Raw genomic sequence first — 5,773 nt, 5'->3', positions numbered from 1 at the left:
GGCTATGCTAGAGAAGATGTATGCGGGACGAGCCGTTTCCGCAAAGCCCGCTGCGAAGGCGTACCTGCCTGTGAACGCTAGGGGTCCTGGTCAGATTGCCCCGAGGATTGTGGACATCTCGTCCTATTAGGGGGTATGAAAAATGTCTAACCCCGTATGGGACCCGATAAACACCTCGGGCTTCAAGTGGAGATACGCACAGACCCCGAAGAATGTGAGCGAACTGCTCCCGTACTTCTACAACGACCTGAAGAGCTACGGCGACCCGTCCGTTGCAGGACGCATCATCGCCGGAATCCTGAAATGCGTTGCGATTGGCGAGGAGAAGTTCCAGCAGGCGTTCGGAGGATGGACCCCGGAGAGCAACGAGTTCGGGATGGTCCCGCTCCGCCCGGTCCATGTGGACATCAACAACAACAGGTGGAGGTGGGCCGATGGAACCTCGGCGTCCGTGAACTGGTCCGCTGAGGACACGTTCATTGACTCCTTCAGCCTGGGTAGTGATGAGTTGATTCTCATCTACGGGTATTTCAACCTTGAGCCGGTGCCGAATACCCTGGAACTGTTCATCCAGCCCGGTAGCGAGAAGCTGCCTATCTGGACCATCGAGCCGATGAGGGTGAAGAAGGAGCCATACTTCATCTTCCCCAAGCCGATAATCGTCGAGCCGAGGAGTCAGTTCGCTATCATGGCGTCCACCAAGTCGCTGACCACCGCCGTCACGGAGGAAGCCGGTCTGATGGGCTATCTCTTCGCCCCGAAGTCGAAGCTGATTGCCAAGGAAAGGGTCGTGAGCTGAACGGGGGTGTGATGTAAATGGCACACACTACCTATTGCGTCGAACACCAGGCCACTTCCGGGCACCGCTTGGTACAGCAGGTGGGGAGCTTCACCTTCCCAACCGCTGCGGCCAAGTCCGCCCGGATTACGGTCGGGTTCCACAAGTTCGTCGCTGGCAACCTGACCCCCGCCGAGATTCCTCTGGGAACCAAGACGGCACTCGTCGGCGTCCAGCCGTATTTCGTTATCAATCAGATAACGCAATGCCTGGACCGGATTGTCGTCGTCGGCAGGCTGACGGCAGGGCCGTTCAAGACCGGGACGCTGATGTACTCGATGTACGGCTACTGAGAAACGCAAACCAAACCTCTTCCCTTTAACCTCTTTAACTCTCTCTAACAGGAGGCGATATGATGAAACCGACATTCCAGGAGGGCGACCTCGTTGCTATTCTTGATGCCAACGACGAGCCCAAGACATACATGGTCCAGAGGACCGAGGACTTGATTTACGACTACACCTTCCAGACGGCCATCACCACCGGGACCATCGGTCAGGCGGAGCAGGTCGAGAACCTGGAACCGAAGCAGACCAACGGACCTGCCCGAATAATGTATCAGATTCGGGCGGGGGTCGATGTAGGCACCATCTACACCGAACTGCTTGCCGGGTCCATACGGAGGACCCCGTACAAGCAGCGCAGGCCGACCACGACCTCGCCATTTGTGGGGTACTTCGATGAAAGGACCTCCCCGTTCCACGACCCCAGGTTCGAACTGTACCTGCGGTACAACGAGCGTCCAGCGTTCCAGGTCTATAACCCCTGGGGGTTCAGCATCACTCCGAAGATGTCCTTCAGGGGAAAGAAGCTTCTGATGTACGAACTGGCTAAGGATTCCGTGCCATTCCTGCACGTCAGCAGGCAGCGGCTTGAGGACCTGAAGCTAGCAGTGCTTGAGAACCGCATACCGCACAGGCGTATCACCGCCTTCGGCATCGACGAGTGAGGAGGGATGACACATGGCAGAAAATGATTCCCCGGAAATCATCGTGGTAAGGCGGCAGGAGCGTGGGCATGATGGGAAGTTCTACTTCCATCCCAACAACGAGTACAGCTTCTACCTGTCGGCGGCCACGGACGCATCTAGTGCTATCGGAACTGTTCCCGCTGGAAAGAAGTTCAAGCTGCGGACGGTCGTTGTGAACAATACTTCCGCTGGCCCCGTGACGGTCACGCTGACCAACGGAAGCGGCTTGAGCTACACCAAGATGCAGTTCGCACTTGGCAGCGCTGCATCCAAGGAACTTACCGACATCAAGGGCATCGTGTTCGATGACGACCCGTACTTGCAGTTGAACACCTTCGCCACCTCCCTGGGCATAGCCCTCGGTGGGGAACTGGACCCGGATGAGGACGCCGCTTGAAGGTGAGCAAATGGACAAGGCCGAGTTCTGCAAGCTCATCGACTAGCCATAAAGGACGAGGCCGAAGGCGCAGAGCAATATCGGGAAATGTCCAGGTTCACCTTTTACACCGATGACATGACCGATGAGGAACGTGACCGGGCAGCCGGTAAGGACATGGACCTCCAACATGTTCTCGGGAACGCAGCACGGGATGAGGAGCATCATGCAGACATGCTCCGATGGCTGAAAGGAATGGTCTGCGGCGATTAAACCCCTTCCCCTAGTTTTTTATACCGCACACCGCATACATTGGTCAAGCACTCCACTTGCGGAGGTCTGGACAAATGGAATCAGATAGCCAGCGTAGCAAATCCTATCGGCGTGAACTGCACGATTTGGTGCAGAAAGCGTGTACTGATGGGGAAATGGGCTCGATGCCCATGAGAAGCCTGCTGTTGAACGAGGCGCAGTATTGCCATCATCTATCCCAGAACGCCTTTACGATAGAACACTCGTTAGATACCTGGATAGATAATTTTCGAAACAACCTACCATATTTTATGGCCAACAAGGTGGGGTTCAAGACACCTCGCACCGATAAGAAGGTCTTGGTCATAGGGGCGGGGCCATCCGCCGTGACCAATTACATGCGCCTGCATGACAAGGACATCTTCACGGTCTGCACCAATAAGTCCTTGGAGTTCTTGATAAGGAGCGGGATAGAACCGGATGTCGTTGTGGTGCTCCACTCTACGCCTGAAATAAAAGGGACCATCAACACGAAAGCCGTGTCCGAGTACCTGGGACAGGAAGGTCGATTGAAGAGCGATTTCATCATACCGACCACGATAGACCCTGGGGTGTTCTGGGAAATCGCCCACGTCAGCAGGCGAACCCATCAACATTGGTTCAATCCAGCCGTCCCGGAAGAGCAGGTAGAGAACATCAATCAGTTCATGGAGAGGATGACCGGGCTTCCGGTCATAGACACCGGAGGGGATGTAGGCGTGTTCGCCCTGCTGATGGCTCTGGAAATGACCACTGGGCCCGTTGGCATCATCGGGTTGGAGCATTGCCTTGAACTGAAAAAGGATTGGACCAATGAACAGGCGTTAGGATACCGCATCGAGTACGCCCCGGAGAGCGATATGCTCTATGCTATACCGCCTTCGTTCCAAATCACCTTGGACACCCTGGTGAAGCTCTGCAATTCCAAGGGCAAGGGAAGGGTCTATAACCTGTCCAAATTCGGGCCTGTGTACGCTAGAAGGCTGTTGCCGCACATGAGCATGGAGGATTTCGCATGTCAGAACAAAGAACGACCGAACTGTTGAAGAAGTTTGACGATTGGAATCGGGATGTCATCAAGGAGTTGCTTCCTGGTTGGTGCCGTAATGTGGCGAAGAACTTGGAGGTCGCCACGACCTCTATGGATTATAAACAGGGTAGTGCCAGGACGAAGCATTGCATCGTGGTGGCCGCAGGACCATCCTTGACCGACGAGGACATACTGTCGCTCAAGAACTATCCTGGGGACATCATCATGTGCAACAAGGTATTCAAGCGTTTCATCAACCTGGATGTGGTGCCGGATTGGTGCCTATTGCTTGACAGCAATGCCATATCAGAGGAGCAGTTCCGTTTCTTAAAGAATCGCCCGTGGGTCCAGACGAAGTTCCTCATATCGACCACAGCATTTCCGGCCACGGTGGAGATAATCAACGAACATTCGAAGGGACATCCCAATCAATTCTACATGTTCAACCCGACCGTGGGCCTCGATGGGGATATGGACGTAACGACCGTCTGGAAGTGGATGAACACTTGCCCCGAGCTTTCGCATGGCGGAAACGTAGGAACGATGGCGTTCATGTTCGCCAGGGACCGGGGCTATGAGGTCATCGGCTTGCTCGGATACGACCTGTGCGAGGAATTGAACCCGGAATGGACGCAAGAGCAGGCCAAGGACCGGGAATATCTGTATTTCCCGGACATCAACAAGGTGGTGGCGATACCGTTCTACTTCCTGGCCTATTCGCAATGCCTTGCCAACACCGCCCTGATGTGGCATGGCAACGACCCCAAGAGCCCGAGGAAGGCGGTGAACCTGTCGGAATCGCCGCTCATGCGGCACATCAATGTTTTCAAGCAGATGAAGGTGAAGGAATATGTCGAATGGACACACACGATTTAACCCATACAGCAGGAAGCTGCGGAAGGAATTGGACGGCCTGGTGGACATCAGGTTGAGGAACCAATGGTTCGAGAACTACTACGCCAACAAACCGCTCATCGAGAAGCATGGTGGGTTGATTAACATGCCGCTCATCGAGAGTGCAATTATAGTAGGGGCGGGATGGTCGTTGGAGAAGAACATCCATCTGCTCAAGGGATGCAAGGTCCCTGTCATATCCACGGACAAGGCGTTGAAGAGGGTGATGGAACACATCAAGCCACTCGCAGTATGTGCGCTGAACACGGCGGCCACGGAAGTATCTCAATGGCTTGATGTTGATAGCGAAGGGATTTGGTTAGTGGCCCCTGTTACAGCCCACCCGGACACCTTCAAGACCTGGAAGGGCCCGATAGCCTTCGTTAACCCGCAGAACACATGTCAAGAACTGTACGAATTGGTGCAGCGGGAAACCGGACTGATACCGACCATCAGAGGATGCAATTCTGGGTATTTCTCCCTCATAACCGCATATACGCTCAACGCCAAGATTGCGGTCCTGTTGGGGATGAACTATTCGTACCAAACCGAGGGAGAGGCGTTGGCGGCCACGCACAACAATCATTCCATCAAGATGATGGATGTCACCGGGAACTACACATACACGGTCCTGGATTGGCTTGACGCCCGCAGGGAGTTCATGGACTTCTGCTTCGAGTGGGCCGATGAGTTCCGGGTGGTGAACTGTTCCGAAGGCGGGATACTGTATGAAGCGAATCTCGTAGAGCATGTACCGTTCGCCCTTTGGAGGGAGTGGCATGCTCCTTAGAGAACAACGCTCTCTGCAAGTGGCGGAAATTCTCGGGGAAATCTGGGAGCAGAACTATGTCCGCAACAAGCCCGAGATAAAGAAGAGCTTGCAGGACAGCCCTGCGGTGAATGGAGACCCCGTGTTGGTCATCGGGGCAGGGCCGTCCTTGGAGAAGAACATCAACGACATCTCATCGTATCTGTACAACATAGCCGTGTGTGACAAGGTATGCCCCAGGCTGGCCAAGTTAGGAATCACGCCCGACCTGATATTCGCCCTCAATTCAGAACCAACGGATGTTGTTAATTGGATTGAACCGTTCAATGGCAGCCTCGCAGAACTTGTGGTGCCGTGCGGTGTGCATCCAGATACTTATTCTGATTGGAAAGGAAGTATTCGGTTCATCAATGCCGTGACCTCCACGGGTCTGCACCACCGGGTATCGCATGAAACGGGCCTGATGCCCGTGTCCATCGGGTCCAATGTCGGCACCTTCGCCTACACGATGTGCGGTCATTGGGGGGCGAATCCGATAGCGTACATCGGTCTGGATTTCTCATTTCTCACCAGGAACGAAATCATGCTCAGGTACGATGCGGAAG

The 5,773-nt window shown here is 54.6% G+C and carries 9 protein-coding genes; all 9 read left to right on the top strand.

Annotated elements, in window-relative coordinates; translation table 11 throughout:
• The first annotated feature begins 142 nt into the window (after window positions 1-142).
• The gene (locus WC359_14465) at window positions 143-799 is read left to right on the top strand and encodes a hypothetical protein (protein ID MFA5401650.1); all 657 of its coding nucleotides are present in this window, start codon (window positions 143-145) and stop codon (window positions 797-799) included.
• A gap of 17 nt (window positions 800-816) precedes the next feature.
• Window positions 817-1,131 (top strand): hypothetical protein, encoded by a 315-nt coding sequence (locus WC359_14460; protein MFA5401649.1) that lies wholly within the window; start codon window positions 817-819, stop codon window positions 1,129-1,131.
• A gap of 59 nt (window positions 1,132-1,190) precedes the next feature.
• A complete protein-coding gene (locus WC359_14455) occupies window positions 1,191-1,787 on the top strand; it encodes a hypothetical protein (GenBank protein ID MFA5401648.1) in 597 nt (198 codons plus the stop codon).
• A gap of 13 nt (window positions 1,788-1,800) precedes the next feature.
• Entirely contained in the window at window positions 1,801-2,205 is a 405-nt protein-coding gene (locus WC359_14450; GenBank protein ID MFA5401647.1) for a hypothetical protein, read from the top strand.
• Between the two features lie 87 nt (window positions 2,206-2,292).
• Window positions 2,293-2,457: a hypothetical protein gene (locus tag WC359_14445; protein MFA5401646.1), complete on the top strand. Its 165-nt coding sequence runs from the start codon at window positions 2,293-2,295 to the stop codon at window positions 2,455-2,457.
• A gap of 74 nt (window positions 2,458-2,531) precedes the next feature.
• Window positions 2,532-3,521: a 6-hydroxymethylpterin diphosphokinase MptE-like protein gene (locus tag WC359_14440; protein ID MFA5401645.1), complete on the top strand. Its 990-nt coding sequence runs from the start codon at window positions 2,532-2,534 to the stop codon at window positions 3,519-3,521.
• Window positions 3,491-4,381 carry a 6-hydroxymethylpterin diphosphokinase MptE-like protein gene (locus WC359_14435; GenBank protein MFA5401644.1) on the top strand — a complete coding sequence of 297 codons (891 nt, stop codon included), beginning with the start codon at window positions 3,491-3,493 and terminating at the stop codon, window positions 4,379-4,381. Before WC359_14440 ends, WC359_14435 begins: the two co-directional genes overlap by 31 nt.
• Window positions 4,356-5,189: a 6-hydroxymethylpterin diphosphokinase MptE-like protein gene (locus tag WC359_14430; protein MFA5401643.1), complete on the top strand. Its 834-nt coding sequence runs from the start codon at window positions 4,356-4,358 to the stop codon at window positions 5,187-5,189. Before WC359_14435 ends, WC359_14430 begins: the two co-directional genes overlap by 26 nt.
• Window positions 5,190-5,208: 19 nt before the next feature.
• A partial coding sequence (locus WC359_14425; GenBank protein ID MFA5401642.1) for a 6-hydroxymethylpterin diphosphokinase MptE-like protein occupies window positions 5,209-5,773 on the top strand: 565 nt, incomplete at its 3' end.

The organism is Dehalococcoidia bacterium (assembly GCA_041653995.1).
Taxonomy (GTDB): Bacteria; Chloroflexota; Dehalococcoidia; order GIF9; family UBA5629; genus CAIMUM01.
Note: the sequence above shows the minus strand (reverse complement) of the source record. Positions and strands in the feature narration are given on the sequence as shown.